Source organism: Psychrobacter sp. TWP2-1-2, from assembly GCF_049896785.1.
GTDB lineage: Bacteria > Pseudomonadota > Gammaproteobacteria > Pseudomonadales > Moraxellaceae > Psychrobacter.
Window position 1 is genome coordinate 157515 of the sequence record NZ_JAFCVA010000008.1, and the last position, 24529, is coordinate 182043.

At 43.2% G+C, this 24529-nt stretch carries 26 protein-coding genes; 14 read left to right on the forward strand and 12 right to left on the reverse strand.

Annotation, left to right across the window (positions count from 1 at the left end; genetic code table 11):
- The first annotated feature begins 453 nt into the window (after window positions 1–453).
- The 3 genes from ribA to ACP7AE_RS09390 all read left to right on the forward strand — a co-directional run bounded on the left by ribA (window position 454) and on the right by ACP7AE_RS09390 (window position 3020).
- Entirely contained in the window at window positions 454–1125 is a 672-nt protein-coding gene (gene ribA / locus ACP7AE_RS09380) for a GTP cyclohydrolase II (protein WP_201580822.1), read from the forward strand.
- Between the two features lie 30 nt (window positions 1126–1155).
- Complete coding sequence (gene hemF, locus ACP7AE_RS09385) at window positions 1156–2151, forward strand: oxygen-dependent coproporphyrinogen oxidase (protein ID WP_426242707.1); 996 nt, start codon at window positions 1156–1158, stop codon at window positions 2149–2151.
- A 398-nt stretch (window positions 2152–2549) separates the two neighbouring features.
- The gene (locus ACP7AE_RS09390; protein ID WP_426242709.1) at window positions 2550–3020 is read left to right on the forward strand and encodes a c-type cytochrome; all 471 of its coding nucleotides are present in this window, start codon (window positions 2550–2552) and stop codon (window positions 3018–3020) included.
- A gap of 112 nt (window positions 3021–3132) precedes the next feature.
- On the opposite strand, the gene ACP7AE_RS09395 is transcribed toward ACP7AE_RS09390, so the two are convergent.
- The 3 genes from ACP7AE_RS09395 to ACP7AE_RS09405 all read right to left on the reverse strand — a co-directional run bounded on the left by ACP7AE_RS09395 (window position 3133) and on the right by ACP7AE_RS09405 (window position 5607).
- On the reverse strand, window positions 3133–4119 hold the full coding sequence (locus ACP7AE_RS09395) for a mechanosensitive ion channel family protein (RefSeq protein ID WP_426242711.1): 987 nt from the start codon (window positions 4117–4119) through the stop codon (window positions 3133–3135).
- Between the two features lie 115 nt (window positions 4120–4234).
- The gene (gene gloA, locus ACP7AE_RS09400; protein ID WP_270894685.1) at window positions 4235–4816 is read right to left on the reverse strand and encodes a lactoylglutathione lyase; all 582 of its coding nucleotides are present in this window, start codon (window positions 4814–4816) and stop codon (window positions 4235–4237) included.
- A gap of 152 nt (window positions 4817–4968) precedes the next feature.
- Window positions 4969–5607, reverse strand: coding sequence for a carbonic anhydrase (locus tag ACP7AE_RS09405; protein ID WP_045443399.1), 639 nt, complete (start codon window positions 5605–5607; stop codon window positions 4969–4971).
- Between the two features lie 664 nt (window positions 5608–6271).
- Between ACP7AE_RS09405 and potA the strand changes: the two genes are divergently transcribed.
- The 4 genes from potA to ACP7AE_RS09425 all read left to right on the forward strand — a co-directional run bounded on the left by potA (window position 6272) and on the right by ACP7AE_RS09425 (window position 10241).
- On the forward strand, window positions 6272–7534 hold the full coding sequence (gene potA, locus ACP7AE_RS09410) for a spermidine/putrescine ABC transporter ATP-binding protein PotA (protein WP_426242714.1): 1263 nt from the start codon (window positions 6272–6274) through the stop codon (window positions 7532–7534).
- Window positions 7534–8412 carry a spermidine/putrescine ABC transporter permease PotB gene (gene potB / locus ACP7AE_RS09415; protein WP_426242716.1) on the forward strand — a complete coding sequence of 293 codons (879 nt, stop codon included), beginning with the start codon at window positions 7534–7536 and terminating at the stop codon, window positions 8410–8412. The genes potA and potB overlap by 1 nt, the downstream gene beginning before the upstream one ends.
- Window positions 8412–9242, forward strand: a complete 831-nt coding sequence (gene potC / locus ACP7AE_RS09420; protein WP_201540581.1) for a spermidine/putrescine ABC transporter permease PotC — start codon at window positions 8412–8414, stop codon at window positions 9240–9242. Before potB ends, potC begins: the two co-directional genes overlap by 1 nt.
- A gap of 108 nt (window positions 9243–9350) precedes the next feature.
- A complete protein-coding gene (locus tag ACP7AE_RS09425) occupies window positions 9351–10241 on the forward strand; it encodes a LysR family transcriptional regulator (protein WP_426242719.1) in 891 nt (296 codons plus the stop codon).
- 319 nt (window positions 10242–10560) lie between these two features.
- On the opposite strand, the gene ACP7AE_RS09430 is transcribed toward ACP7AE_RS09425, so the two are convergent.
- The 6 genes from ACP7AE_RS09430 to ACP7AE_RS09455 all read right to left on the reverse strand — a co-directional run bounded on the left by ACP7AE_RS09430 (window position 10561) and on the right by ACP7AE_RS09455 (window position 14707).
- Window positions 10561–10881, reverse strand: coding sequence for a hypothetical protein (locus ACP7AE_RS09430; protein ID WP_426242721.1), 321 nt, complete (start codon window positions 10879–10881; stop codon window positions 10561–10563).
- Between the two features lie 136 nt (window positions 10882–11017).
- Entirely contained in the window at window positions 11018–11338 is a 321-nt protein-coding gene (locus tag ACP7AE_RS09435) for a hypothetical protein (RefSeq protein ID WP_426242723.1), read from the reverse strand.
- Window positions 11339–11888: 550 nt separating this feature from the next.
- Window positions 11889–12260, reverse strand: a complete 372-nt coding sequence (locus tag ACP7AE_RS09440) for a CrcB family protein (RefSeq protein WP_426242725.1) — start codon at window positions 12258–12260, stop codon at window positions 11889–11891.
- A gap of 56 nt (window positions 12261–12316) precedes the next feature.
- Window positions 12317–13375 carry a tRNA (adenosine(37)-N6)-threonylcarbamoyltransferase complex transferase subunit TsaD gene (gene tsaD / locus ACP7AE_RS09445; protein ID WP_426242727.1) on the reverse strand — a complete coding sequence of 353 codons (1059 nt, stop codon included), beginning with the start codon at window positions 13373–13375 and terminating at the stop codon, window positions 12317–12319.
- A 339-nt stretch (window positions 13376–13714) separates the two neighbouring features.
- Window positions 13715–14224, reverse strand: coding sequence for a c-type cytochrome (locus ACP7AE_RS09450; protein ID WP_426242729.1), 510 nt, complete (start codon window positions 14222–14224; stop codon window positions 13715–13717).
- A gap of 84 nt (window positions 14225–14308) precedes the next feature.
- Window positions 14309–14707, reverse strand: a complete 399-nt coding sequence (locus tag ACP7AE_RS09455; RefSeq protein ID WP_426242731.1) for a hypothetical protein — start codon at window positions 14705–14707, stop codon at window positions 14309–14311.
- Between the two features lie 409 nt (window positions 14708–15116).
- Between ACP7AE_RS09455 and rpsU the strand changes: the two genes are divergently transcribed.
- On the forward strand, window positions 15117–15332 hold the full coding sequence (rpsU, locus tag ACP7AE_RS09460; RefSeq protein ID WP_010195908.1) for a 30S ribosomal protein S21: 216 nt from the start codon (window positions 15117–15119) through the stop codon (window positions 15330–15332).
- 144 nt (window positions 15333–15476) lie between these two features.
- On the forward strand, window positions 15477–15926 hold the full coding sequence (locus tag ACP7AE_RS09465) for a GatB/YqeY domain-containing protein (RefSeq protein ID WP_045443381.1): 450 nt from the start codon (window positions 15477–15479) through the stop codon (window positions 15924–15926).
- A 47-nt stretch (window positions 15927–15973) separates the two neighbouring features.
- Here ACP7AE_RS09465 and ACP7AE_RS09470 read toward each other — a convergent pair whose 3' ends face one another.
- Window positions 15974–17602 carry a M48 family metalloprotease gene (locus ACP7AE_RS09470; protein ID WP_426242733.1) on the reverse strand — a complete coding sequence of 543 codons (1629 nt, stop codon included), beginning with the start codon at window positions 17600–17602 and terminating at the stop codon, window positions 15974–15976.
- Between the two features lie 691 nt (window positions 17603–18293).
- On the opposite strand from ACP7AE_RS09470, the gene ACP7AE_RS09475 reads away from it, so the two are divergent.
- From ACP7AE_RS09475 to thiS, 4 genes are all read left to right on the forward strand, one after another.
- On the forward strand, window positions 18294–18749 hold the full coding sequence (locus ACP7AE_RS09475; RefSeq protein WP_426242735.1) for a sulfurtransferase TusA family protein: 456 nt from the start codon (window positions 18294–18296) through the stop codon (window positions 18747–18749).
- A 241-nt stretch (window positions 18750–18990) separates the two neighbouring features.
- On the forward strand, window positions 18991–19854 hold the full coding sequence (gene rpoH, locus ACP7AE_RS09480) for an RNA polymerase sigma factor RpoH (RefSeq protein WP_198329691.1): 864 nt from the start codon (window positions 18991–18993) through the stop codon (window positions 19852–19854).
- 63 nt (window positions 19855–19917) lie between these two features.
- Window positions 19918–20295, forward strand: coding sequence for a DUF423 domain-containing protein (locus tag ACP7AE_RS09485; RefSeq protein WP_372814585.1), 378 nt, complete (start codon window positions 19918–19920; stop codon window positions 20293–20295).
- 124 nt (window positions 20296–20419) lie between these two features.
- A complete protein-coding gene (thiS, locus tag ACP7AE_RS09490; protein ID WP_045443372.1) occupies window positions 20420–20620 on the forward strand; it encodes a sulfur carrier protein ThiS in 201 nt (66 codons plus the stop codon).
- 237 nt (window positions 20621–20857) lie between these two features.
- Here the strand turns inward: thiS and hpf are convergent, their stop codons facing one another.
- Window positions 20858–21226: a ribosome hibernation-promoting factor, HPF/YfiA family gene (gene hpf / locus ACP7AE_RS09495; protein ID WP_045443369.1), complete on the reverse strand. Its 369-nt coding sequence runs from the start codon at window positions 21224–21226 to the stop codon at window positions 20858–20860.
- Between the two features lie 428 nt (window positions 21227–21654).
- Window positions 21655–23310, reverse strand: coding sequence for an RNA polymerase factor sigma-54 (gene rpoN, locus ACP7AE_RS09500; protein ID WP_426242737.1), 1656 nt, complete (start codon window positions 23308–23310; stop codon window positions 21655–21657).
- Between the two features lie 313 nt (window positions 23311–23623).
- Here rpoN and ACP7AE_RS09505 point away from each other — a divergent pair, with 313 nt between their 5' ends.
- A complete protein-coding gene (locus ACP7AE_RS09505) occupies window positions 23624–24520 on the forward strand; it encodes a nitrilase-related carbon-nitrogen hydrolase (RefSeq protein ID WP_426242739.1) in 897 nt (298 codons plus the stop codon).
- Window positions 24521–24529 lie beyond the last annotated feature (9 nt).

Sequence of the window (24529 nt, forward strand, 5' to 3'; positions counted from 1 at the left end):
ACCATATAACTGTTCATAAATTTATTCAGGCAGCCTCTATGTCTTTATATAAACATATAGAAGCTGCGCCGAATAGCACGTACGCTGCCGTAATGGACAGCGATGGAGCTTTGCTTTCGCGCTTTCATAACAAGGGATAATATTATGCCTTATTATTCTGCATCAATATTGGATGTTAGTGACGACATAGTAATGTAAGGGCAAAGACTTGTCACTGTATCCGTCAAAATAGTATGGCATAATAGCATTTATTTTTAATTGTCGCTTTAATCATCGTGCGTCGTTTGTGAACTTTGTGTGTTTTTATAATAAAGACAATCAGCATGCACTCTTTACGAATGAATTATCCTGGCATTATCCTACTTTCATCATGCAGCTAGGATGTCATCGCTGTTTTAATATGGTTAAAAAAGACCCTCTACCGCCACGCTTATCGGCTTATGCAGGACATTAATGTCATATCAATTTATTACCAGTGCCAAACTACCTACTCGTCACGGCGAGTTTGATATTCATATCTTTGAAAACGATGAAGGTCAAGAGCATGTGATGCTGACTGTCGGTCTGCCTGTCGTCGATCAACATATGACGGACAGCTCACCGAGTCAGACGGACGCCACGCGAGCAGAAAAAACCATTCCATTGATTCGTATTCATTCAGAATGCTTGACGGGCGATGCTTTTAGCTCGTTAAAATGTGACTGTGGGCCGCAGCTCAACACGGCGATGCAAGCAATACAAGAGACTGGCTGCGGGGCGATATTATACTTGCGCCAAGAAGGTCGCGGTATTGGTCTGACCAATAAGATTCGCGCTTACGCCCTGCAAGACCAAGGTCATGATACTTTAGATGCCAACCTCATGTTGGGCTTACCCGCTGATGCGCGCATTTATGATATGTGCGGCCCGATGCTCGCTCATATCGGTGTTGACGCCGTCAGACTCATCACCAACAATCCAGACAAAGTGGCTTATCTAACCGAGCACGGTATTAATGTCGTGGAACGCGTGCCTTTATTGGTTGGGGTGAATGATATGAATGCTGAATATTTAGCGACTAAGCGCGACCGCATGGGTCATTTATTAGATAAAGATTTCAATACCGCGTTACATCTTAATAAGTAGACATCAATACACTAAATAAATAGATATTTTATGAGTATTTCAAATACAGATAATAAGACAGAGCTATCAGCGACAGACTTAACAGTGCCAGCCAATAACGACATCATGCGTGTGCGTGAATTTTTGGTCGATTTGCAGGCTCGTATCTGTCAAGCCTTAGAAGCGCAAGAGCGCGATGGTGGCGGCAATGCAACCTTTGTCCCTGATGATTGGGAGCGCCCAGAAGGCGGCGGCGGTCGCTCGTGTGTCCTAGCAGATGGTGAGGTGATTGAAAAAGCGGGTGTGATGTTCAGTCATATTCACGTGCATAACTTGCCGGCTTCAGCCACTGCACGCCATCCCCATATCGCTGGTCGTAAAGCCCAAGCCATGGGTGTCTCATTGGTTGTTCATCCCAAAAACCCGAACGTCCCAACCAGCCATGCCAATGTGCGTTTGTTCGTTGCTGAAGCTGAGGGCGAAGAGCCTATTTGGTGGTTTGGTGGTGGTTTTGATTTGACGCCGTTTTATCCCGTACTCGCTGATTGCGTGCATTGGCATCAAGTCTGTCATGATCTGTGTGCGCCTTTTGGTGACAGCGTCTACCCTGATTTCAAGCAATGGTGTGATGAGTATTTTCACCTACGTCATCGTGATGAGCAGCGCGGTATCGGCGGCTTGTTTTATGATGATGTCAATACAGAAAGTCGCGGCTGGAACTTTGAAACCTGCTTTAACTTTATGAAGGCGGTCGGCAACGGTTATCTTGACGGTATCATGCCCATCTTTGAGCAGCGTAAAGATACCCCTTATACCGAGGCACAGCGCGAATTTCAGCTCTATCGCCGCGGTCGCTATGTTGAGTACAACCTTGTTTATGACCGCGGCACGCTATTTGGACTACAAAGCAATGGCCGTATTGAGTCTATCTTAGTCAGTATGCCGCCGCTTGCCAGCTGGCATTATCGCTTTGAGCCGACTGAAGGCTCGCCTGAGTTTGCATTGACCGATTTTTATCTAAAACCACGCGATTGGTTGACTCTATAGTTTGTGTGAATATAATAAAGGCTAAGATATTTGTTAGCTTGTCTTTAGAGAGTATCAAGAAGGTCAGCTATCCACGCTGACCTTTTTATATGAGCGCAAATTTATATGAGCGAAAGTCACTGACTCAAAAATTACGATGATATAACAACTAAATTTACGTTCACTGCACGGATAACCGTTACAATGAAAACTATTGTTGGAAAAATCCTTTAGAAGCGAATGCGTTTCCAAAAGATGGTGAGGTAATTTTTATAACAATACGCTTTATTTAAAAGCAGTATTTAAAAGAAACCTTTCGATTTAGAAGAAGCCTTTAAGGGCAGATAATTAAAAACAGTATGTAAAGCCAGCGTTTATAAGCGCGCCTACTACTAACCAATTTTACAGGAGTAATTCACATGGCACAGGTTCATACCAACCAATCATTAAAATCTATCTTTGGCATCACATTGATGGCAGCCGCCCTAGGTCTAACAGCGTGTAGCACTGCCACTGACCCTGATGTAAAAGCCCGCCAAGATAGCATGAAAAGCTATGGTGATGCGATGGGTGTCATGGGTGATATGATGAAAGCACCTGACACCTTTGATGCCGCCGTATTCAAAGAGCAAGCCGCATTTTTAGCAGAAGACGCTGCTACGCCTTGGACTCATTTTGAAAATAAAGAAGCCGTTGGCAATGCGACTGATGCCGTTTGGTCAAATGCCGATGGTTTTCGCGCAGAAGCAGAAAACTTTCAAAAAGTCACTGCTGAGCTGAACGCTGCTGCACAAACAGCCACTAGCATCGACGATGTCAAACCAGCCTTTGGTGAAGTCGGCGCCAGCTGTAAATCATGTCATACCGATTTTAAAGTCAAAACTGACTAAATTGTCATAAATTGATATCGTAAAAAAATCCGCCATGTCATTTGATATGGCGGATTTTTATTTCGAAAATATTGTGTGAAAGGCCGTTCTTTAAAATAACGCGCTAAACAAATTACTCTGCCACAGCTTTATTAACATGGTTATTAACATCGATCGCCTTTTGCTCATGCAATTTATTCACAATCGATGTCACTGATGGATCACTCAAATCTATCGTGCGTATCGGGAATGGAATGTTGACACCTGCCGTATCGAGTGCGCTCTTAATCTCTACGATCACTTGATGAATCGAGGTCACTTTGTTGGCTTGGGTGCCATCTTCGATAAACCAACGTACCATCAAATCAATCGTTGAATCACCAAAGCCCGTAGCAATCACACTTGGCTGCGCTTTCTTCGATACGCTTTCGACTTTATCTAACGCCTGTAGAATCTCAGCTTTTGCTGCTTCGATATCATCTTCATAGCCAATACCAACAGCCACTTGCAAACGGCGCTGCTTATAGGCGGTATTGACAGTCAATGCTGAGGTATACAAATCAGAGTTGGGAATAACCACTTGCCGACCGTCATACGTCTTGATAGTCGTGGCGCGTATTTTAATATCCTCAACCGTCCCTTCATAGTCGCCTGAGACAATCTGATCACCGATGCGAAACGGCTCTGAGATCAGCAGCAAAATACCAGAGAGCAAGTTTTGAAAAATATCTTTAAAGGCAAAACCAATAGCGACGGAACCAATACCGAGTGCACCAATCAGCTTAGCAGGGGTAAATCCTGGCACGGCAATCACCATAGCAATCATAAAACCGATAAAAATGATGAGTGCGCCGCCTACTCGCTGAAACACTTTAACCAAGTTCTGATGCCGACTGCGACTGCCTAAAAGTTTGTATACCACTTTTTTTAAGACAATCGATAGAAACCAAAAAATCAGAATAACAATAATTGATGCGACAAAATAGGGAATGCGTTCAACAAAGCCAACCACTATCTCATTTGCTGAATCAATGATGCTTTGATATGTCAGCACATCCGTCGTTACTGGTTCAGGCGCTATATTGGTATTTACTGTCGTTTCTGCCTCAGAGGTAGGCATCTAGACGTCACTCCTTTGGTTGGTTGGCTTTATGCTTCCATTCACTCGATTAATTGATTGTTTGACTGGGGCATGTCCTAGATTAACTGGCGTATTGACGTACCAGCCTGTCAAGCTAGCCCATTAAATCTGCTTGTACAATTTCAATCCAGTAACCATCAACATCTTTGATAAAGGCAATGTTTTTCATGCTGCCATCTTCTGGACGTTTTTTGAATTCGACATTATTTTTATCAAACCAAGCAACCGCTTCATCGAGACTAGGTACGCTAAAGCAGATATGTCCAAAACCTTGTGGCTCACCATTACCATCATGATAGCTAAAATCAGCTTTCGTTTCGGTACCATAATTATGGGTCAATTCTAAGATGCCGCGTTGACGGAAGGCAAAGACTTCCAAATCATCACCCGCGGGCAAATTGTCGCGCTCGCTTTCGGTTAACTTGGCTAAAAAATATAAATCAAAACCCATGTCAGGGAATTTTTTTACCGCCAGCAAAGTCATACCAAGGACACCGGTATAAAACGCCAACGACTTGGCAGGATCTTTGACACGTAGCATGGTGTGGTTAAAAGTAAAACCTGTCGTCTGTGCTGAGATAGGCTGCACACCATCGGTATTGACGCTGCTCGTTGGTTGAGCGATAAGTGATTCGTTATTATTATCAGTGGCTGAGCCAGTATTTGCTGTAGACATAGTCATCCTAATATTGACAAAATAGAGAGTTTAAAAGCAAGCGCGTGAATACTTTTTACGCGCTTGACCCTTTTATCATAATAAAAAATCGCGAAAGCATTGAGTGGGTTTTGTAAGAGCGCACACTGGGTGCTACCCATTTAACCAATTAATTAACTGTCTAAGAAACGTACTTTTCCTGTCTCTAAATCATACTCTGCACCAACGACCAGCAATTGACCACTATTGGTTAAATCCTCTAATGCCCGCGAGCCATGTTTGAGCTGGCTAACTGACATACGGACGTTAGCGCGGATAGAGCGATCGACCAACTCGTCTGCGTCGACATCTTGACCATTGGCAGTGGCAAGCTCATGCAAATTATAAACGCTTGGGCGAATGCGATCGACAATCGACTGCAAGTTGGGCGAATAGTTTTTCTCAGGATTGATCAGTGTCTCAACACAAGCCGTGACCGCGCCGCAATGTGAGTGCCCAAGCACGACCACCAATTTTGTACCGAACTTTTCGGCCGCAAATTCAATCGAGCCAATCTGTGAAGGCGCGACGACATTACCAGCGACTCGAATAACGAACAAATCACCCAAGCCTTGATCAAATACAATCTCAACTGGTACTCGTGCATCCGAGCAGCCCAAAATAATGGCCAAGGGATCTTGATCTTTAACCAATTCAGGTCGTCTTTGCATTGTTGGGTCAGTGGTGGTCAAACTATCTATGTAGCGCATATTGCCTTCTTTTAAAAGCGCAAGAGCTTCTTGACCGGTTTTCGGGCGTGTATCGTTAGGCATAAGACATCCTTTATCATTAATAATATTAGCGTTATAAACAGCTTTCCACACATGTATTCAAACATAGATTTACGAATGGCTACTAACCTATCAGGCACATTATGTTTGTCTGCCATACCGTGATTGTATAGGAATAAAAACCAAAAAATGATAAAAAATTTTGTTTAAATATCGTCATAGAATGGCAGTTATTACTAGGGCGTGTCCTCATTTTAAAAATGGTGATAAAAATGAGATAAATTGCCGTCAAACAAGGAAAATAGAGCACATAATATCGAGATATTAAGAAGCTATTTGACGATGTTTGGCAAAATTTAGCTATTTTTAGCCCATTTAGAAAGTAATCGATTGAATTGAGGACACGCCCTAATCATACAGAATTATAAAGTTGGCAGTGAAACTGAAAAACAGAAATGCGTTAGCCAAAACCGAGCATCAAACAGACAACACCGAACTATCAAGCATCAACAGCCATTGACAGCATAACCGTGTTGCTCGCAGAACTTATAACGAACTTGCACTGATTTATATCAAGGGTTTGTTATAATACGCGGCGACCAAATCGGGTTTACACCCATCGCTTATATCCATATCAAATCACCTTGACCACAGTGTCCTAAATAAATAGCTGTACTGCGATGTCGGACACGTAGGAATAAATATTATGACCAATTCACCGCCAAATATGCACAGAGCCTCTGCATCACCTCAAGATGACAAAGTACTACTGCAACTGACTGGTCTAAAAAAAACCTATGATCAAACTGAAGTATTAAAAGACATCAATCTTGATATCAAGCACGGTGAATTTTTGACGCTGCTTGGTCCATCAGGCTGCGGTAAAACAACCTTACTGCGCCTAATCGCTGGTTTTGAGCAGCCAAACGCTGGGGCAATTTATCTAGACGGCGTACAGATGGCAGGCTTGCCAGCGGATAAACGTCCCGTGAACACAGTGTTTCAGCAGTATGCCTTGTTTCCACATATGAGTGTCGCGCAAAACGTTGCTTACGGGCTTAAGCTCAAAAAAGTACCCAAAGATGAGATTCAAACCCGCGTGCGCGAGATGCTCGCCATGGTACAGCTGGAGCATTTAGCCAATCGCAGACCACAAGACTTGTCTGGTGGTCAGCAGCAGCGTGTCGCCATTGCACGAGCCGTCATCAATCGTCCTAAACTGTTGCTACTTGATGAGCCACTATCTGCACTCGATCATAAACTGCGTTTACAAATGCAATCTGAGCTTAAACGGCTGCAACGAGAGCTTGGCATCACTTTTGTATTTGTCACCCACGATCAAGAAGAAGCGCTATCAATGTCAGATCGTATCGCCGTGATGAAAGATGGCACTTTTCAGCAAATCGGCACGCCTATTGAGATTTATGAAACGCCGGCGAATTTATTTACCGCCAAGTTTATCGGTGAGACCAATTTGTTTAAAGCGGAAGTCAAAGGCGTTTACCCTGAGCAACCAGATCGCGACGGTCGCGTGACCAATGGCCGTATCGAAGTCGAAGTTTGTGAAGCACAAGCGCAAGACGGTCCGACCACCTTACGCAATTTACGCCGCCCTGATTTTGCTAACGATGTACAAGTGGGCGATATCGTTAATTTATTGCTACGTCCTGAAGATTTGCGAATTTATGACCCCAATGATAAAGAACATGGTGGCTTACTCGGGCGAGTGATTGAAAGCAACTATAAAGGTAGCACCTTAGATTCGATTATTGAGTTAGCAAACGGTCACATTATTAAGGCTTCTGAATTCTTTGATGAGGATGATCCAAGCTTTGATTACAAGTTAAATGAAGGTGTCAAAGTATCATGGGTCGATGGCTGGGAGTGGGTACTACCAGAAGACGGTACGCTTGATGATGAAGTCAATCATCAAGCTGCCAGTTTAGCTGTTCAAAAGGATATTAGCTGATGGCAAATCATAGCTTAGGCAGCAAAAGTCCTTTTCGTACCGTAACGCTTTGGCTGATTTGGGGTTGGTTACTGATATTTGCACTATTGCCCAATATCTTAGTCATCGCTGTCAGTTTTTTGACCCGCGATAGCAGTGCTTTTATTAGCTTGCCTGTCAGCATCGACAGCTATATACGCATGATTGATCCGCTATATTTTGGCGTATTTATTCATTCTTTATGGATGGCAGGCATCACAACCATCATCTGCTTGTTACTTGGCTACCCTTTTGCTTGGCTGATAGCCAAAGCCAAAACCCGTTGGCAGCCGCTACTCATGATGCTGTTAATACTACCATTTTGGACCAACTCGCTCGTGCGAACGTATGCGCTTAAACTGCTATTTGCCAATAACGGTTTGATTAATAAATCACTGCTGGCAGTCGGTATCATCGATACTCCTATCGATATTTTATACACGCAAGTGGCGGTGATTGCTGGTTTGACGTACTTATTGTTCCCATTTATGGTGTTGCCGTTATATGCAGTATTTACCGATTTGCGTAATGACATGCTACTCGCTTCACAGGATTTGGGCGCATCAAAGACCCAGACTTTTTGGCATATCATATTGCCATTGACGACGCCTGGCATTATCTCAGGGGTATTATTGGTGCTGCTGCCTGCAATGGGTATGTTTTATGTGGCAGATATTTTGGGTGGTTCACGCAATTTATTGGTCGGCAATATCATCAAAAACCAGTTCTTGGATGCGCGTGACTGGCCATTTGGCGCAGCTGCCAGCGTGTTATTAACACTAGCAATGGCAGTATTATTACTCGCCTACCGTGCCAGTAGTCGCCGCATTGGCAAGACCGACTTTAATGAGGTTGCCTAATGTCTGATAGTTCACTGAATCATCAACTGAATAGCTCGGCAACTAAAAAAAGATCGTCTATTAAGATTGGCAGTATCGCGGCTAAAGGCTATCTTAGCCTCATTTATACCATGCTGTATTTGCCAATTATCGTCTTAGTCGTCATGTCCTTTAATAAATCGAAAGTCGGCTATAACTGGGGCGGCTTTAGCTTAAAGTGGTATGAGTCGCTGTTGAATAACCAAGCGATGCTCGATGCTTTTTGGCATTCTATTGTATTAGGATTGGTCGCAGCCACCGTCTCAACTTTGATAGGAACATTGACCGCCCTCGCGCTACATCGATATAACTTTCGCGGTAAAGGCTTATTAAATGGGTTGTTATTTGTATTAATGATGTCGCCTGAAATTGTACTCGCTATTTCATTATTGGCATTATTCTTATTAATAGGGTTGCAATTAGGGTTCGTCTCGCTGTTACTCGCGCACATTACTTTTTGCTTACCGTTTGTAGTCATCACGGTGTTTGCACGATTGAGCAGTCTGGATGAACGCTTGATGGAAGCCGCACGCGACTTGGGCGCTAGCGAATCAACGATGGTGCGTACCGTGCTCATTCCTGTCATTCTGCCCGCAGTGATGGCAGGTTGGCTACTGGCATTTACCTTATCGCTCGATGATGTGGTAGTTTCTACCTTTGTCACGGGGCCCAGTTATGAGATTTTACCGCTGCGGATTTATTCGATGGTACGGGTAGGACTCAAACCAGAGGTCAATGCCATTGGGACGATTTTATTGGTTGCCTCGCTGATATTGGTCATTATTTCGCAGCTATTATTGCGTCGACGCTAATTTATCGCTGCTCATTTAATATTGCTGATTAAAAATCGGACTTTGAATGAAAATCAGCGCTATATCGATTATAATGAATTTTTCTCACTTTAGCGGTTAGGTTGTCTTATGTTAGAGCTTCGTCATCTCAATACCTTAACCGCGCTGCGAGCGCATGGCTCATTGGCGGCTGCTGCCGATGAATTGCACGTCACGGCTTCCGCGGTCTCGCATCAGCTAAAAGAGCTAGAGAATTATTACGATATCAGTTTGGTCAATCGCCGAACACGCCCGCTGACTTTTACGCCAGCTGGCAAGACGGTATTGGCATTGGCAGATAGCATCATGCCACAAGTCACCCGTACCAAATCCAATCTTAAGCGCTTAGCTCACGGTCAAGCGGGTAGATTACGGCTAGCCTCTGAATGTCACAGTTGCTTCGATTGGCTAATGCCGATACTCAATCATTACCGCCGCGAATGGTCTGATGTAGAGCTAGATTTTGCGACAGGTTTTGAGCCAGAGCCGCACCACTTATTGATGGAAGGTGATATCGATTTACTCATTACCACCAGCGATTTACCGATAGACGGTATCAGCTATCAGCCGTTATTTGAGTATGAAAGTCGCTTGGTGCTATCACCAACGCATGATTTGGCGGCGCAGAAATTTATTGAGCCAGATGATTTAACCAATGAAACCCTGATTGCGTATCCAGTGGAAGCCAAGCGCCTCGATATTATTGCCAATTTTATGACCCCTGCGCAAGTAAGCTTTGATAGCATTCGTACCACAGAATTGACGGCGATGCTGATTCAGTTGGTTGCTAGTGAACGCGGTGTGGCGGCGTTACCTGATTGGGTGGTTGCTGAATATGAGAAAAAAGGCTGGGTCGTCTCGCGTCCATTGGGTACGGGTGTGCATTGTCAGCTATATGCAGCGACGCGCACATCAAGCCAAGATACCGCTTATATGCAAGGATTTGCGAATTTATTAGAAGGTATTGTGAAGCCGTTGTAATATTTCACTATCTACTAAATTATTCCAGTTAAGAAATATCATCCGCTCTCTTACGCTATGACGAGCGTTATGATAAATAACGGTACCCTAATGAGGACTTGAATCTTTGGCTGTAGGCTAATGATGGTAACGAATTTAGTTATCTAAATAGTTGCAGTGTACTTTCTGAACAGTTTAAGGCTGTATCTACAATAAAGTACTTATTATAAAGAGTGTGCGAAATTTCATTTAAGCATTAACACAAGTCAGCGATAGGGACACCTTTTATAAGTGTTCTTATTTATCGTGGGAGATTACCGCTTGCGACTATTCTACAAACTCAATCATACTTCATAAAATTTGACTGCTTTTTAAGGTCAGATTTATGCTTATACTCATTAATGGAATTTGAGGATGTTGCTCTCTCACTGGAAGCAATAATCCTATTATTTTCAATTGTTATACTATTTTCGGTAGAAAAAATATCATCAGCCGTTAGGGTTTTTTCATCATTAAACGCAGTGAAAGATGACTCAGATTGAAAAATCTCCGATGCCATGGGCAGGATAGCAAAAGTAGAAGTGACAGGCACCATGACTAAAATAAATAATGTTAAGCTAAATAATATTTGGGATTTTATACGAACCAAATTATTCTTCATGAGCGCGATCCTTTATATATACCATTGCTCATCATAATGCTGATAAAACAATATTTTAAGCCAAACCTGTCTTTTTTAATTAACGATGACGGTTGTAGTTCTGATTTTGATTATATTTACCTTGGTTGTGACCATTTTATTGACCACGTTTTGCTCTATTTCCAGCTCTCATTTTTTCTAACTGATTACGCTGTGATACGGTCAGTACTTTTGAGATTGCCGCATGGTTATTTTTATAACCGTTTTTACCATTGTTATGATTTGATTTTTGAATCGCTTGAATTTGGCTTTTTTGTTTTTTGGTTAGGTTCAGTTTAGACAATGGACCATTATTTACATCCATTCCATAGTGAGTAGGGTTAGACGGTGCCGCATTTGCCTGACCAACCATAGCTAGGCAGGTAGAGATTGCTAATACTGAGCCTACGGCAATTTTTTTAAACATAATAATTTTCATCGTTATTTCCTTTTTAATTGACACTGGCTATAAATCTTAGTTTTTGTTATCCATCTTTTTTTGAGAGAAAGACGCTCAAACATTATGATCAAACTTCGTTCTGTCGACAAAGGAAATGATAACGGATTATGGTGTTGCGTAGATTTATGAAAGTTAAAGAAGAGTAACGACTGTGGCTGAATAGCGCGTACTTATTACCTGTTTGATAATGTCTCGTTAAATATAGGTAATAGGTGAATGAGGGTTTGGTTTTGTAATGATAAAAGAGAGATGCGGCTTCATAATATGGCACTTATATACCATACATAATACTAATAACACGGCGATAACCGACACGGAATTCACTTGTACCATTTTTGCCGCATAGCGACCAAACCAAATATCGAAGTGATTGGGACTAATAATATGGACAAGATCGAAGGTAACTAAAAGTATACCCCAAGGGAACCAGCTAAAAAGTCTCGAAAACCTATTAATAGACCACTTATAACAGACTGGTATAATGGAACCACTTATATTAGACCATTATGCGAATGCCATCTATCGAAGCTTATAAAATCAGCCTAAAAAAGTAAAATCCGATAGCCGTTGCTAGCAACGTCAGTCCCAGATGTAGTCCGACCAATCCCAAACCTGCTAATAATTTACCAGCGTTGATAAAGGTAAAAACTTCTGCACTAAAAGTACTAAAGGTGGTCAATCCGCCCAAAAAACCGGTAATCACAAACAGTCGGACATTGGGCGATAAACTGCTGCCCACGCGCTCAAACCACACCAGTGCCAACCCTATTAATAGTCCACCCAATACATTAGCACCAAGCGTCCCAAGGGGTATCCAGTGGTGCAGCGGATTAAAGCGAGCCAACCATGCCCGCAGGCAAGCCCCAATGGCAGCCCCTAGTCCAATAGCAAGCCACTGCATAGTTCATCCTTAGGTTTAATAAAGGTTAACGGAGATAGTATTGAGCAAAGCCGTCTTTACACTGCTGGTAGCTCAGTCATCGGCCAACGCGGCACACAGCTCACCGCTAAATCATCAGACTGCCCTGCCTGCAGGCGCTCATACCCTGCATAAGCAATCATCGCCCCATTATCAGTACATAATGCAGGCGGCGCATAATGCACCGTGGCATTTATCTTAGCAAGCTCGCTCTCCAAAGTTTCACGCAAATGAGTGTTGGCACTGACACCGCCCGCAATCACCAATCGACTCATCTCTACTTGCTTCAGTGCTTTCACGCACTTTCTCACCAGCGTATCGACGACTGCATGCTGAAAGCTGGCGGCGATATCGGCGCGAACTTGCGGATCGCTATCCGCATTATTCCCTGAGCCACCTGAACTATCAGTGTCTTTAATAAGGTTATGCACGGCGGTTTTCATACCGCTAAAAGAAAAGTCTAGGCCACGATGTAGCATCGGTCTTGGCAAATTGTAAGCAGTTGGGTTGCCTGTTTCAGCCAATTTGGCAATATTGGGACCACCCGGATAAGGCAAACCTAACATTTTGGCGGCTTTATCAAAGCATTCACCTGCGGCATCATCGATCGACTCACCCAGTATCTCATATTGCCCGACACCACGTGCGGCGATGAGTAATGTATGCCCACCTGAGACCAATAACGAAACAAACGGAAAGGCGGGTGGATTGGCGCCCATCAGCGGTGCGAGCAGATGTCCTTCCATATGATGGATACCAATGGCAGGGATATCCAAACCATACGCCAAACTTCGCCCAAATAATGCGCCCGTCATCAAAGCGCCAATGAGTCCGGGTCCCTTAGTATAAGCAATGGCATCAATCTCGCTTTTCTTCACATTACACTGCTCTAACAACTCATTAAGCAAAGGCACCAACTTACGAATATGATCACGGCTGGCAAGCTCAGGCACAACGCCACCATACAGTGCGTGCAGCTCTATTTGTGAATACAGAACTTGTCCAACCAGCCCTTGATTGTCACTATTCATCTGCTCACTGTCAAAAATCGCCAGACCTGTCTCATCACAAGAAGTCTCTAAACCCAATACTTTCATATTTTTGCCTTATCATACTTTGGTCTGCGTATTATTTTTACAACGTTGCTATCTTTTAGATCGTGTCGTCTTTTTAAAAATGGTGATAAAAATGAGATAAATTGCCGTCAAACAAGGAAAGCAGCGCAAATAATATCGAGATATTAATAAGCTATTTGACAATGTTTGGCGCTGTTTGGCAAAATTTAGCCATTTTTAGCCTATTTAGAGGTTAATCGATTGAATTGAGGACACGCCCTCATATCTGCCAAAAAACGTGCATAAGAAAACCGCCATTGTCAGTCACAATGACGGTCAGTTTAACAAATTTCAATGGTCAATATCTCTTAATATACCGGATCAGCTAACTGCTTCAATCATGTAATCTACAGCTGCGTAAACTTGGGCTTCACTGACCTTATCGGTGGCTTGGGCTGGCATCTTATTAAAGCCTTTTACCGAATGCATGTGCAGCGTCTCTGTGCCTTTAGCCAGACGCGGCTCCCACGCGGCTTTATCACCATATTTCGGTGCGTTCAGCAGCCCTCCTTCATGACAAACCTTACAGTTGGTCTCATAAAGCTTGGCGCCTGCATCCGCAGCCAACACTTCTGGCTCCGCGGAGATTTCCTGCACTGGCTTATCTTCAATGACCGTCGTCTCGGTATCTGCCACAGGTTCAGGTGTAACGACTTCAGGTTCGACTATAGGCGCGTCTTCTACCACTACCGTTGTATCGGCAGATTCATTGGCAACAGCAGGCTCTTCAACCGCTGCATTGTCACCACTACAAGCAGTGATTGCTAATAGCGCACTTAAACTAATGGCAGATAAGATCAGTTTATTCATACGCTGCTGTTTACTTATCATGATCACACCTCTATTCGATATTTCATGTTAGCGACTGTTTATGACAGCGCATAAATTCAAAACCTATCAACACACAGACCGTGATTAGTTCGTAACTGGTTCAGCGTCAGCAGTAGGCGTTGCCGCCGTATCAGCAGCTGGCACATCTGCACTATTAGTTGGCATAACTGCACTATCAGCAACAGCGACATCGCTATCCGTTGCATCTGTCTTATCAGTAGCAGTCGTCCCTGCTTCAGCAGTTGCAGCACCATCTACTGTGCCGTCAGCTTCAGTTACTGGCGCTGGAGCCGTTTCTGGGAACTCCATTTTTTCAGCTTCAGGTGCGTTTTTGCGAGCCAGCTCAGCGGCTTCATCAACGCGATCTTTCGCCAATACTTCGTGTGATTCGCCTTCTTTTTCACCACCACAAGCGCTAATGCCAAAGCCAAGAGCAATGATAAATGCGGTGCTTAGCGCTGTATTTAGTCCTGTTTTTTTCATTCCAACATCCTCAATAAAATACACATAAAATGGTTAATATGCTGACTATTATATGCAAATTATCATAGCATAAACTCCAACCAAACCGTTATAGACAGTAGGGTTTTTTATTCATAGTAATTTTATACTTTGCATTTATAGTTTCATTAAAGCTGGAGCAAAAACCTGCGTTCTAACTACTTTTAAAATTGTCTCTGCGCATTGCATCTTGCAACTTAATGATAAATATGGATTAATGTGCTAAAATTATTGACTTAACTGACATTTTTTATTAAAATGCTTGCCCTTGTGCTCATGCGCAAGATTATCCTAGTTTGAGCTGATGCCTGTAATCTTGAGATATTACGGCTAAATACTAATACACAGCCAGACTAATGCCCTTATATCTCATCCTAATCGAGGAGTCTTCATGCCTGCAGTTAAGGTTAAAGAAAACGAACCAGTTGACATCGCTATCCGTCGTTTCAAGCGTGCTTGCGAAAAAGCTGGCGTATTATCAGACGTACGTAAGCGTGAGTTTTATGAAAAACCAACGCAAGTACGTAAGCGTAAAAAAGCTGCTGCCGTAAAGCGTTATAAGAAAAAATTACAACGCGAAACTATTCGTACCACTCGTATGTACTAATCGATAATTCGATTAATTAAGTACAAGTGCTACATTAACGCCACTGTTATCCATTGATATCAGTGGCGTTTTTTATGCTACAATTTTTATTATTATTGCTTAAAAATTTGAATAAATAACTCTTAACAGATAAGGATAATAACAATGAGCCAACTTAAACAAACTTTATCAGACAATGTCAAAGTGTCTATGAAAGCGCGTGAGCTTGAGCGTGTCAAAGTACTACGTAACGTGCAAGCGGTTATCAAGCAAATTGAGATTGACCGTCAAATAGAGCTTGATGATGCGCAAGTCTTAGATATATTGCAAAAGCAGCTAAAACAACGCCATGAGTCATTGACTATTTTTACCGAAAACAACCGTGATGATCTGGCAACCAAAGAGCAGTTTGAGATTGATATCATCAATGAGTTTATGCCAAAACAAATGGATGATGCTGAACTTGCGGCTTTGGTCAATGCGGAAATCGCTGCACAAGGCGCGACATCTATGCGTGACATGGGCAGTGTGATGGGTGTATTAAAGAACAAAACCGCAGGACGCGCAGATCCTGCGCTCATCTCTAAGCTGGTGAAAGATGCGCTGCAAGGCTAGTAATTAGTGTCATCAAAAGCTAATGACGACATCGTAAAAATAACCGCCTAAGGCTCAAAGTCTTTGGCGGTTTTTACTGCTTTGATTTCTGCATTGATATTGGCAAGTAATGGACGAGCGCTACTGGCTTGAGCCGTGGTTTGTAGTTTTTCCGCCAGTTGTTTGGCTTGGGTGAGTGACGTCAATGCACTCTCGTAACGACTACTCCATAGTTGGTCATGACTGCGATAGCGTAGCGCGTTAATGGTGGCAATATTTTTCAGGGACGCAGAGTCGGTCGTTTTTGCCAGTTTTTCATTGGCCAGTTGTAGGCTTTGCCAAGCATAACGGTCGCTTGGCTGCTGCTCGGTCAGTGGTTTAAGCAACGCTTGGGCTTTGATTGACTGATTGCTATTGGTGAGCGCTTCTGCCAAATAAAGACGCAGATCACGACGCTCAGGATAAACACGCTGCTGGCTGGCTAATACGTCCGCCGCTTGTGACCATTTATTCTGCTCCGTTAGAATTTGGCTATGAGTAATTGATAGTAAAGGCTCTAAATTTTGGCGCTGCGTAGGCGGCAGTCGATTGATTTCAGCCAGTAAATCGCTTGCCTCTGTAAAGCGTTGCTGTTCGCCATACCAGTTCATCAAAGCCAATTTGGCACCTACGCTATTTTTAGCAGCCGTCATTAGCACTGTCTCTGAGGCGTGTTTACCCGTACTTTGGACACGCCAGTAGAGCAGATCAAATAAAGCCTGATGGCGCTGCTGCTGATTTAGTGACAGTGAAGGATAATGCTGGGCACGACTTTGCGCTTCACTTAAGCGCTCGTTACTCAGTGGATGCGAGCGTACGAAGCTTGGTAAAAATCGATTTTCAATTTGGTTGAGCTGGCTGCGTTGGTTCATCGTGGCAAAGAATCGCGGCATCGCCCTTGGGTCGTAGCCTGCTTGGGTCATGATTTGCATCCCCACCCGATCGGCCTCGCGTTCATTATTTCGACTAAATGCCATCGTGCTGTTCATCGTCGCCGTTTGGCTGCCCATCATCACTGCCGCCGCTGCATCACCATCGACCGCCGATGCTGCAATCGCTGCCAGCATACCGCCTATCTGCATCAGCAAAGCCTTTTTGCGCTCATCAGCACCACTTTCATAATGGCGCTGACTGATGTGAGCAACTTCATGCGCCACCACACTGGCAAGCTCATCCATACTGCTAGCGGCCAGAATCGTCCCTGTATTGAGTCCAATGACACCGCCTGGTGCTGCAAAGGCATTGATACTTGGGTTATCAATGATAACCAAACCCATCGGCGCTTGATGCCTTGCTTGCGCATTGAGACGCCAAGTCATGTCTTTGACCGTTTCTTGAATCCAAGGATCATGCTCCATTTTGATACGACCATTGACATTCCGTAACGACCATTCGCCGAGCAATTTGTTTTGATATTGCTCAGCGAAGCTCAAGCCTTGTCCGCGCAAATTAGGCAGATTTAGCTCTTCTGAGCCGGTGGTTTGCCATGAATTATAATTGGATGCCATCGCTTTGCTGCTCGTATTAGCATTATTAAGACTATCCTCACTCATGGCAGCAGTGGTCATCGTCATTAGTACCGCCGACAACGCCAATTTAATAGCGCTCGATAATGCCATCGAACGCTTGGCACTTTTACATTTTTTTTCCTGGGTCATGGGCGCATTACCAAGTATCGATTGTCTATTAAAATGGTTCAAGTGCGTATCCTATGCAAGTGAGTAATGATACTGTTTTTGAAATAAGGTTTTTTCGACTGGTCTTTTAACTAAACGTTTTTCGACTATACGAGCTTGCTGATATAAGGTCAATTCTAGTCTGCATTCGACTACCAATAACTCAGCTGCCCGTCACTATTGCGCAACATGGCTTTAGTCAATCCCATATAAAATGGATGTGGTATCAGGCGCGCTCAGTCTACTATTTTTAGTACTTTTGCTCGTCTTCCTTGTATCTAAATTATCTTGAATAGACCATAGGTGATTCTAATGAACTGAATGTGACGTTGATTATATTCAACTTCAACTACATATCGGCTATTTGGTATAATGGCATTTCATGACTATAGGGTCTGGCCACTGCCGAGTGTCTTTTATGAATTACAGGCACTGTCTTTGCGTGTTTGCGAATGTTCAATACAATCTAGGGCGTGTCCTCATTTTAAAAATGGTGATAAAAATGAGATAAATTGCCGTCAAACAAGGAAAATAGCGCACATAATATCGAGATATTAAGAAGCTATTTGACGATGTTTGGCAAAATTTAGCTATTTTTAGCCCATTTAGAAAGTAATCGATTGAATTGAGGACACGCCCTAGTACAAATCAAAATATTTATAAGGTTTATTTTATGTCTGCTGATCGTCAGTCAACCACCGTATATTCGCCTTATTCTATAAACTTATCAGCAGATTTGTCTGATACTGAGCAGCAAGACATCAACAACCTGTTAGACTTGTTACCAGCGCATACTGTCACTACAGATAATGAGGCGACTGAAACGCAGCCTATTCATGTTCAACGTTTCGTCGATGGTCGCGGACTTGCTTGTCCAATGCCGCTGTTAAAAACCAAAGTAGCACTACGTGACGTCACAGCTGGTGGTTCATTATATGTGGTCGCAACTGATGCCAACTCACAGGCTGATATCACCGCTTTTTGTCAACAAAGCCAGCAAGCAAATGCCGCAAGTCAACTGCGATTAATCGTTGATAGCATGACGGATCAGCCATCAGCGGATAGCTTATCAGCACAGCGTTTCGATACAATATATCACTTCATCATTACTAAAACTGATAGCAACTAAGTGTCGCTATCCTTTACAATTACAACTATAAAGATTTTTATCTGACTATTTGCGTCACTATTTAATCAAGGTCAAGAATATGGCTAATAATTCTACTGATACTGCAAAAACGAATAAAAAAGATGAGGCAGCTCCTATAAAAAACGAAGCACGTGATGCCGCATTAAAAGCTGCCGCCCAACGTCCACCTTATGATGCTAGCGCCTTAGGCGATACTAGCACCCGTGACTTAGTGCCAGCGATGCCGACTCATTTGTCAGCGCCTGGGGTCAATTTGGGCGCTTATATCAACACGGTGCACCAAATTCCAATTTTGACACCAATCCAAGAGCAAGAGCTGGCGCATCGCTATTATGACGAAGGCGATGTAGAAGCGGCGCGTTTGCTCGTGATGTCGCACCTGCGTTTTGTGATTCATATTGCCCGCAGCTACTCGGGTTATGGTTTGCCGCAAGCAGACTTAATCCAAGAGGGTAATCTGGGACTAATGAAAGCTGTAAAACGCTTTGACCCTAATAAGGGCGTGCGTTTGGTGTCATTTGCAGTGCATTGGATTAAAGCAGAAATCCATGAATTTGTGATTCGTAACTGGCGCATTGTCAAAGTCGCGACCACCAAAGCGCACCGTAAATTGTTCTTTAACTTACGTAGTCTCAAAAAAACCAACAACCAGCTCACGCTAGAAGAGGCTGATGCCATTGCCAAAGACTTGAATGTCACACGCAAGCAAGTGTTAGAAATGGAGTCGCGGCTTACCTCTTATGACGCCTCGTTTGAAGCGCAATCTAGCGATGACGACGATGGACGTTATGCACCGCAGCTATTTTTAGAAGATGGTATCGATCCTGCAGAGCAGTTAGAAGAAGCAGATTGGGAAGAAAGCAACTCATCTGCATTGATCGCGGCAATGGATACCCTTGATGAGCGCTCACGCGATATCGTGGAGCAGCGCTGGCTCTCTGAGCAAAAATCAACCTTACACGAATTGGCAGCCGTCTACTCTATCTCAGCAGAACGCGTGCGCCAAATCGAAAAAAATGCCATGGACAAAATCCGCGAGGCAATGACCATTGATAGCGTTATTTTGCCAGACGATATTCAGTAGCAATTACCTATCAGTAGTGCCTGTCTTTCACCAGCGGTAGTTTTTAGATAATACGAGTTTGTCATGTTAAATTGGATAGGTATTGCGGCGATCAATATGGCCATTGCTGTCGCTTTAGGAGCGTTTGGAGCGCATGGCTTAAAAAACATCGTCAGTGCTCAACAACTCGAATGGTGGCACACTGCAACACTGTATTTATTTATACACGCGCTGGGTTTATTACTGGTTGGTCTGTTGATTCGCCTGAGATATGCCACGCAAACTACTGCATGGCTACTACAAATTGGCATTATAATATTTGCTGGTAGCTTATATGCAATGACACTTGGCGCACCACTTTGGTTTGGCGCGATTACGCCTATCGGTGGTGTACTAATGATTGCAGGTTGGCTATGGTTAGCAGTGTCATCATTTAAGATGAACAAATTGGTCGCAAAATAACCAATCGATCAAACAATAAGTAAGTTGCACTCTATAGCGTATCCTCATCTTGAAAATAGAGATAAAAATGAGGACACGCCTTAGTACGCACAAAAGGATAAAAAATCATTAAGGAGTATATTTTATGAGTACCATTATCGTTAATGGTAAGAAACTACAGACTACCCATCAGACCGTGCAATTGGTCATCAATGAGCTTGGTCTTAGCCAAGGTCGTTATGCAGTAGAAGTCGATGGCGAACTGATTCCAAAGAGTGAGCTTGCTCAATTAAGTATCGCTGAAGGTATGAATATCGAAGTGGTACAAGCAGTCGGTGGTGGCTAATTAGCTAAAATGATGATCTATTGATCTGAAAATAAATGTGCTTAAAGAAATGTATTTAAAGGTGAGTTTTTAAAAAACAATTGCTCATAAAAAAGACCTCAACGTAGCAAACGTTCGAGGTCTTTTTCCGTTTTAGGCAATGTCATTTAGAGATATCTAAAAATGCGGCTATTTATACTATTTATTATTTCATCAGCCAGTAATCAGTAACCTTTAAATATCCTAAACTCTATAACATTAGACTGCTGGAGCGGCATCATCTGTCATCAGCTCTTCATAGCGTCCATCACGCCCAGCACCCTGAGTCTTTTTACTCTCCAACTTAGTTTTGTACTTGCGTACTTGTCTATCAAGTTTGTCTGCCATCTCGTTAATGGCTTTATACATATCATCGTCAAGCGCTTGGACAAACATCTCTTTACCCGAGACTCGCATAATCGCTTCAGCCTTATGGCTCTTTATAGCACCGCTGTTATCTAATGATAAAATGACTTGAATACTTTGAATTTGATCAAAATGACGGCCAATTTTATCAAGTTTTTCTTGAACAGCTGCGTTCATAGCGTCGGTAACACTGATATGGTGACCACTGATAGAAACATTCATATTGTTGTCCTTTTATTATGACTTACATTGTTGCCTACGTTGTTGCTTGCGTTGTTACTTACAATCAACAGATGAGCCAGCATTCCTGCTTTTTCACCCTGCCTTACCAACAATGAATGGGATGTCTTTATTAATTAGCGCCTTTAATAATCGATGCTTTTAGCAAAAATCGAATGTGTCCTTTCGTTGTCATTTTGATTAATGAGATAAGTAAATACGCTGAATCGACACTTAGATTTCGTTGTTGGTATGACTCTAATTTGTCATGAATATCGAATAGTAGCAAGACAGTAAAGTGTAATTAAATGTAATAAAAACGGTTGTTTCCTCAATGTTTCTATATAATCAGAAAATTTTATTTTTTATATTTATCAAGAAATATATTAGCGATAGCACGATTTTTCTCTTAACTCATTGAATTATGACATTTAATATTTCTGTTTACGCTGAGTAGACGAGCCAATATTCATTGCTTCACGATATTTGGCCACGGTTCTTCTGGCGATATCAATACCTTCGGATAATAGACAATCTTTTATGCGACTGTCAGATAATGGCTTTTTGGCATCTTCGTCGGCTATCAGTTGCTTAATCATGGCGCTAATGGCAGTCGATGAAATATCGCCGTCGGTACTGCTGACATGAGATGAAAAGAAATGCTTGAGTGAAAATAATCCCTGCGGCGTCAAAATTGTTTTACTGGTGGTTAGACGCGAGACGGTCGATTCGTGCAAATCCACTTCTTCCGCAATGGCTTTTAGAATAAGGGGTTGCATGGCAGTCGCGCCATGCTGCAAGAACTCTTGCTGATAACGCACGATACTGGTTGCCACTTTTAATAAGTTTTGATTACGCTCTTCAATACTACGAATAAACAAGCGGGCATCGGTGAGGTTCTCACGCAGATATTGATTGTCGGGGCTGTCATCACCGCGCTTCACCAAATTGGCATATTCTTGATTGACTCTTAGCTTTGGCATGGTGTCAGGATTGAGGCGCACATACCAGCCGTCCTCCTGCGTCGATGTATCTGAACTCGTCTGACTCTGATGGTGACGTATAGGCGTGACCAAAACATCAGGAATATCATAGCTGGCTGGCGACTGAGTATAGTCTGGTTGGCTGCTTTGAAATAGCAGGCCAGGTGACGGATTCAAAGTACGCAGCAAGTTAAGTGCGGGGGTAATCTGTGCAGGTGCGAGACCAGTCCGCTCAGTCAATGCTTTGATGTTATTGCTCACCAAATGCTCACTGGCTGACAATAATGCTTGCGCTTCTTTTAGATGGTCAGTATTTGCATCGAGCTTGGACAATTGAATCGCTAGGCACTCAATGAGATTTCGCGCCCCAACACCCAGCGGATCACAAGACTGAATAACACGTAAAACAGCCATGACTTCATCGTGCTCAACAGATTCATCCCATTGATAAAAACTTGCCATCGTATCGAAGCTTTGCAACAGCTCATCGATATCAAGCCGCACAAAACCCATGTCATCCATAGAATCCATCAGATAGGTTGCAATCAACATGTCCGCTTCTGAGAGATGCTTAAAGTTCAGCTGCCAGCGCACATGGTCTTGTATGGTGGCAGAAGTGCCGCCTTGATAAATATCCAAATCCTCGTCACTTTTGCTCCCCGAACTGCTTGCCGTAGATGCATAATTACTGCTATCAACACTACTTTCAAAGCTACTATAGTCGTCACTATCCATCGTATGATTGTCTATGGCACCATCATCTATACTGGCTTGCTGTAATTTGTCCAAGCTGTCACTAAATTCTTCATCTGGTTCAGAGGTATGGGTATTACCCTCAGAGGTTACGCTAAATGAATCAGTATCAGTACTCTGGTTCCAGCTATCAAGTGTCAATGACTCATCTACTCTATCGCCGCTGCCATAATCGTATTCATCTTCATCATCCTCAATACGTTCAAGCAATGGATTACTATCCAGCTTGGCCTGAACTTCTTGCGCAAGCTCAAGACTAGAGAGTTGCAGCAATTTAATGGCTTGCTGCATTTGCGGGGTCAGTTTTTGTGAGGTGCTCAGCGTGGTCGCCAATCCGAAAGACATACTCATGGGTGGCTCATTACACTCCGATACTGGTGATAGTCTATATATGTTGTCACTTAAAGTAGCGAGTTAACGTTATCAGGACATGACGATAGCATTTTTCGTGGCAATTTTGCTATGATAATTTATAGACGGCCCAATACGCTTATTGCTCTCTACTTATAAAACTCTATAAATTTGACCGTTTTAGCATGAACTGCTAAACAATAAACAACCAAATCTTGTTGATAATAATAAGGCTGTATAGAAAATACAAGGTACATGACACAAAACCTTCGAGCCAATTGAATCACTCTTAACATTAACCGAGAATAATACGATGAATGACCAAGCAAACAAACCGCACCTTATCACTGCTGCGATTCAAATGAATAGCCAGCAAAACATCGAAAAAAACGTAACGGCTATAAAAGCTGCCATCTGCGATGCCAGTCATCAAGGTGCTCATCTTGTTGTCTTACCTGAAAACTGCTGTAGCATGGGCGAGCAATTTGCCACCGCAGAGCGCTTTGATGCGCTATCAGCGACGATAGCAGACTATGCCAGTACTTACGGTGTCTATGTGCTGGCAGGCTCACTGCCCTGCCCTTATCGCCCTGATGGCGTTATCGTGCCTGATGGCAGACTGCGCCAAGTCAGTCAGCTATTTGCCCCTGATGGTACGCGAGTGGCACGCTATGACAAAATTCACCTATTCACGGCGACGGTAGCAGATAAACATGGCAGCTATAATGAAGCGGCGACGTTTGAGCCCGGCACACAGACTGTAGTTGCAACAGTAGAGAGTGATCATGCTGCTTATCAACTGGGTATGATGGTTTGTTTTGATTTGCGTTTTCCCGCATTGGCACAGCGCTTACGTCAAGCAGGCGCTGACCTATTAAGTGCGCCATCGGCATTTACTTATTTAACGGGGCAAGCACACTGGTCGCTGTTACTTCGCGCACGAGCGTTAGACAGTCAGTGCATGGTCATTGGCGCAGCACAAGGCGGCGACCATGTTTATAAAAACGGTGATATCCGTCAAACGTGGGGGCATACCACTATCACAGCTTTTGATGGCACGATTATTAACAGCTATGAGGATAGTGAATTAAACAACGCTATTAATAAAGATAATAAAAATTATGCTTTGATTTTGGCAACCTTAGATAAACAGACTCAACAGCAAGGCCGCCAAAAAATGCCCATTTTTGACTGTCATCGTTTGGCGTAAGTCAGTTTC

Coding starts and splice junctions, on each gene's coding strand:
- ACP7AE_RS09470 (WP_426242733.1), bottom strand. CDS start 17,602: ATGACCCAGGAAAAAAAATGTAAAAGTGCCAAGCGTTCGATGGCATTA.
- gloA (WP_270894685.1), bottom strand. CDS start 4,816: ATGTCTACAGCAAATACTGGCTCAGCCACTGATAATAATAACGAATCA.
- ACP7AE_RS09505 (WP_426242739.1), top strand. CDS start 23,624: ATGAATGACCAAGCAAACAAACCGCACCTTATCACTGCTGCGATTCAA.
- ACP7AE_RS09425 (WP_426242719.1), top strand. CDS start 9,351: ATGTTAGAGCTTCGTCATCTCAATACCTTAACCGCGCTGCGAGCGCAT.
- ACP7AE_RS09475 (WP_426242735.1), top strand. CDS start 18,294: ATGTCTGCTGATCGTCAGTCAACCACCGTATATTCGCCTTATTCTATA.
- ACP7AE_RS09390 (WP_426242709.1), top strand. CDS start 2,550: ATGGCACAGGTTCATACCAACCAATCATTAAAATCTATCTTTGGCATC.
- ribA (WP_201580822.1), top strand. CDS start 454: ATGTCATATCAATTTATTACCAGTGCCAAACTACCTACTCGTCACGGC.
- potB (WP_426242716.1), top strand. CDS start 7,534: ATGGCAAATCATAGCTTAGGCAGCAAAAGTCCTTTTCGTACCGTAACG.
- hpf (WP_045443369.1), bottom strand. CDS start 21,226: ATGAATGTTTCTATCAGTGGTCACCATATCAGTGTTACCGACGCTATG.
- ACP7AE_RS09465 (WP_045443381.1), top strand. CDS start 15,477: ATGAGCCAACTTAAACAAACTTTATCAGACAATGTCAAAGTGTCTATG.
- ACP7AE_RS09455 (WP_426242731.1), bottom strand. CDS start 14,707: ATGAAAAAAACAGGACTAAATACAGCGCTAAGCACCGCATTTATCATT.
- potC (WP_201540581.1), top strand. CDS start 8,412: ATGTCTGATAGTTCACTGAATCATCAACTGAATAGCTCGGCAACTAAA.
- tsaD (WP_426242727.1), bottom strand. CDS start 13,375: ATGAAAGTATTGGGTTTAGAGACTTCTTGTGATGAGACAGGTCTGGCG.
- ACP7AE_RS09405 (WP_045443399.1), bottom strand. CDS start 5,607: ATGCCTAACGATACACGCCCGAAAACCGGTCAAGAAGCTCTTGCGCTT.
- potA (WP_426242714.1), top strand. CDS start 6,272: ATGACCAATTCACCGCCAAATATGCACAGAGCCTCTGCATCACCTCAA.
- thiS (WP_045443372.1), top strand. CDS start 20,420: ATGAGTACCATTATCGTTAATGGTAAGAAACTACAGACTACCCATCAG.
- rpoH (WP_198329691.1), top strand. CDS start 18,991: ATGCCGACTCATTTGTCAGCGCCTGGGGTCAATTTGGGCGCTTATATC.
- rpsU (WP_010195908.1), top strand. CDS start 15,117: ATGCCTGCAGTTAAGGTTAAAGAAAACGAACCAGTTGACATCGCTATC.
- hemF (WP_426242707.1), top strand. CDS start 1,156: ATGAGTATTTCAAATACAGATAATAAGACAGAGCTATCAGCGACAGAC.
- rpoN (WP_426242737.1), bottom strand. CDS start 23,310: ATGAGTATGTCTTTCGGATTGGCGACCACGCTGAGCACCTCACAAAAA.
- ACP7AE_RS09450 (WP_426242729.1), bottom strand. CDS start 14,224: ATGATAAGTAAACAGCAGCGTATGAATAAACTGATCTTATCTGCCATT.
- ACP7AE_RS09395 (WP_426242711.1), bottom strand. CDS start 4,119: ATGCCTACCTCTGAGGCAGAAACGACAGTAAATACCAATATAGCGCCT.
- ACP7AE_RS09435 (WP_426242723.1), bottom strand. CDS start 11,338: ATGAAAATTATTATGTTTAAAAAAATTGCCGTAGGCTCAGTATTAGCA.
- ACP7AE_RS09485 (WP_372814585.1), top strand. CDS start 19,918: ATGTTAAATTGGATAGGTATTGCGGCGATCAATATGGCCATTGCTGTC.
- ACP7AE_RS09430 (WP_426242721.1), bottom strand. CDS start 10,881: ATGAAGAATAATTTGGTTCGTATAAAATCCCAAATATTATTTAGCTTA.
- ACP7AE_RS09440 (WP_426242725.1), bottom strand. CDS start 12,260: ATGCAGTGGCTTGCTATTGGACTAGGGGCTGCCATTGGGGCTTGCCTG.